The organism is Wenjunlia tyrosinilytica (assembly GCF_014646055.1).
GTDB lineage: Bacteria > Actinomycetota > Actinomycetes > Streptomycetales > Streptomycetaceae > Wenjunlia > Wenjunlia tyrosinilytica.
On the sequence record NZ_BMMS01000160.1, the window covers coordinates 1 to 653 of the forward strand.

Here is a 653-nt window from a genome sequence, read left to right on the forward strand (position 1 = left end):
CGTGTTCTGGCCCGGGTACATGAGTCCCGACAGCTTTGCGCAGCTCAAGCAGGCCACGGGCAGGGAAACGCTGACCGACTGGCACCCGCCCGTCATGAGTCTGGTCTGGCGTGCGCTCATCGCGACGACCGGGACGTCCGCGACCATGGCCGTTCTCCAGGCCGCCGTCCTCTGGGCGGCGCTGTGGGTGATTGCCTCGTGCGTCCGGGAGGCGACCGGGAGCCGTCCGGGCTCCCTGGCTGTCCTGGGCCTGGGGCTCACGCCCCATGTCCTGACGTTCGCCGGTGTGGTGTGGAAGGACGTCCATATGGCGTTCGCGCTCCTGGCCGCCGGCGCGATCGCTCTCGTCGGCCTGTGTCTGCGCGGTGGTCGCCCCGGTGTGCGATGGGCCCTCCTCGGGCTCGGCGTGCTGTTCCTCGCCTACGCCATCCTGGTCCGCAAGAACGCGGTCTTCGCCGCGGTCCCGGTCTTCGTGATGCTCGTCCTCGCGCTGTGGCGCAGGCCCGGACGTCGGCTCTGGCTGACCGTCACGGCGGTCCTCGCCATCGCCCTTGTCGTACCCACCGTCGCCATCTCCTCGTTCGCGCGGCCCGTCAGGATGAGCCAGGGATCGCAGATCATGCTGGACGACCTGATCCATGTCCTGAGCGTGA

1 pseudogene is annotated in these 653 nt (G+C 69.4%); it reads left to right on the top strand.

The annotated features are described in order from the left end of the window. Positions 1–19: 19 nt before the first annotated feature. A pseudogene (locus IEY86_RS36030) lies at positions 20–653 on the top strand (hypothetical protein); the annotation flags it as partial.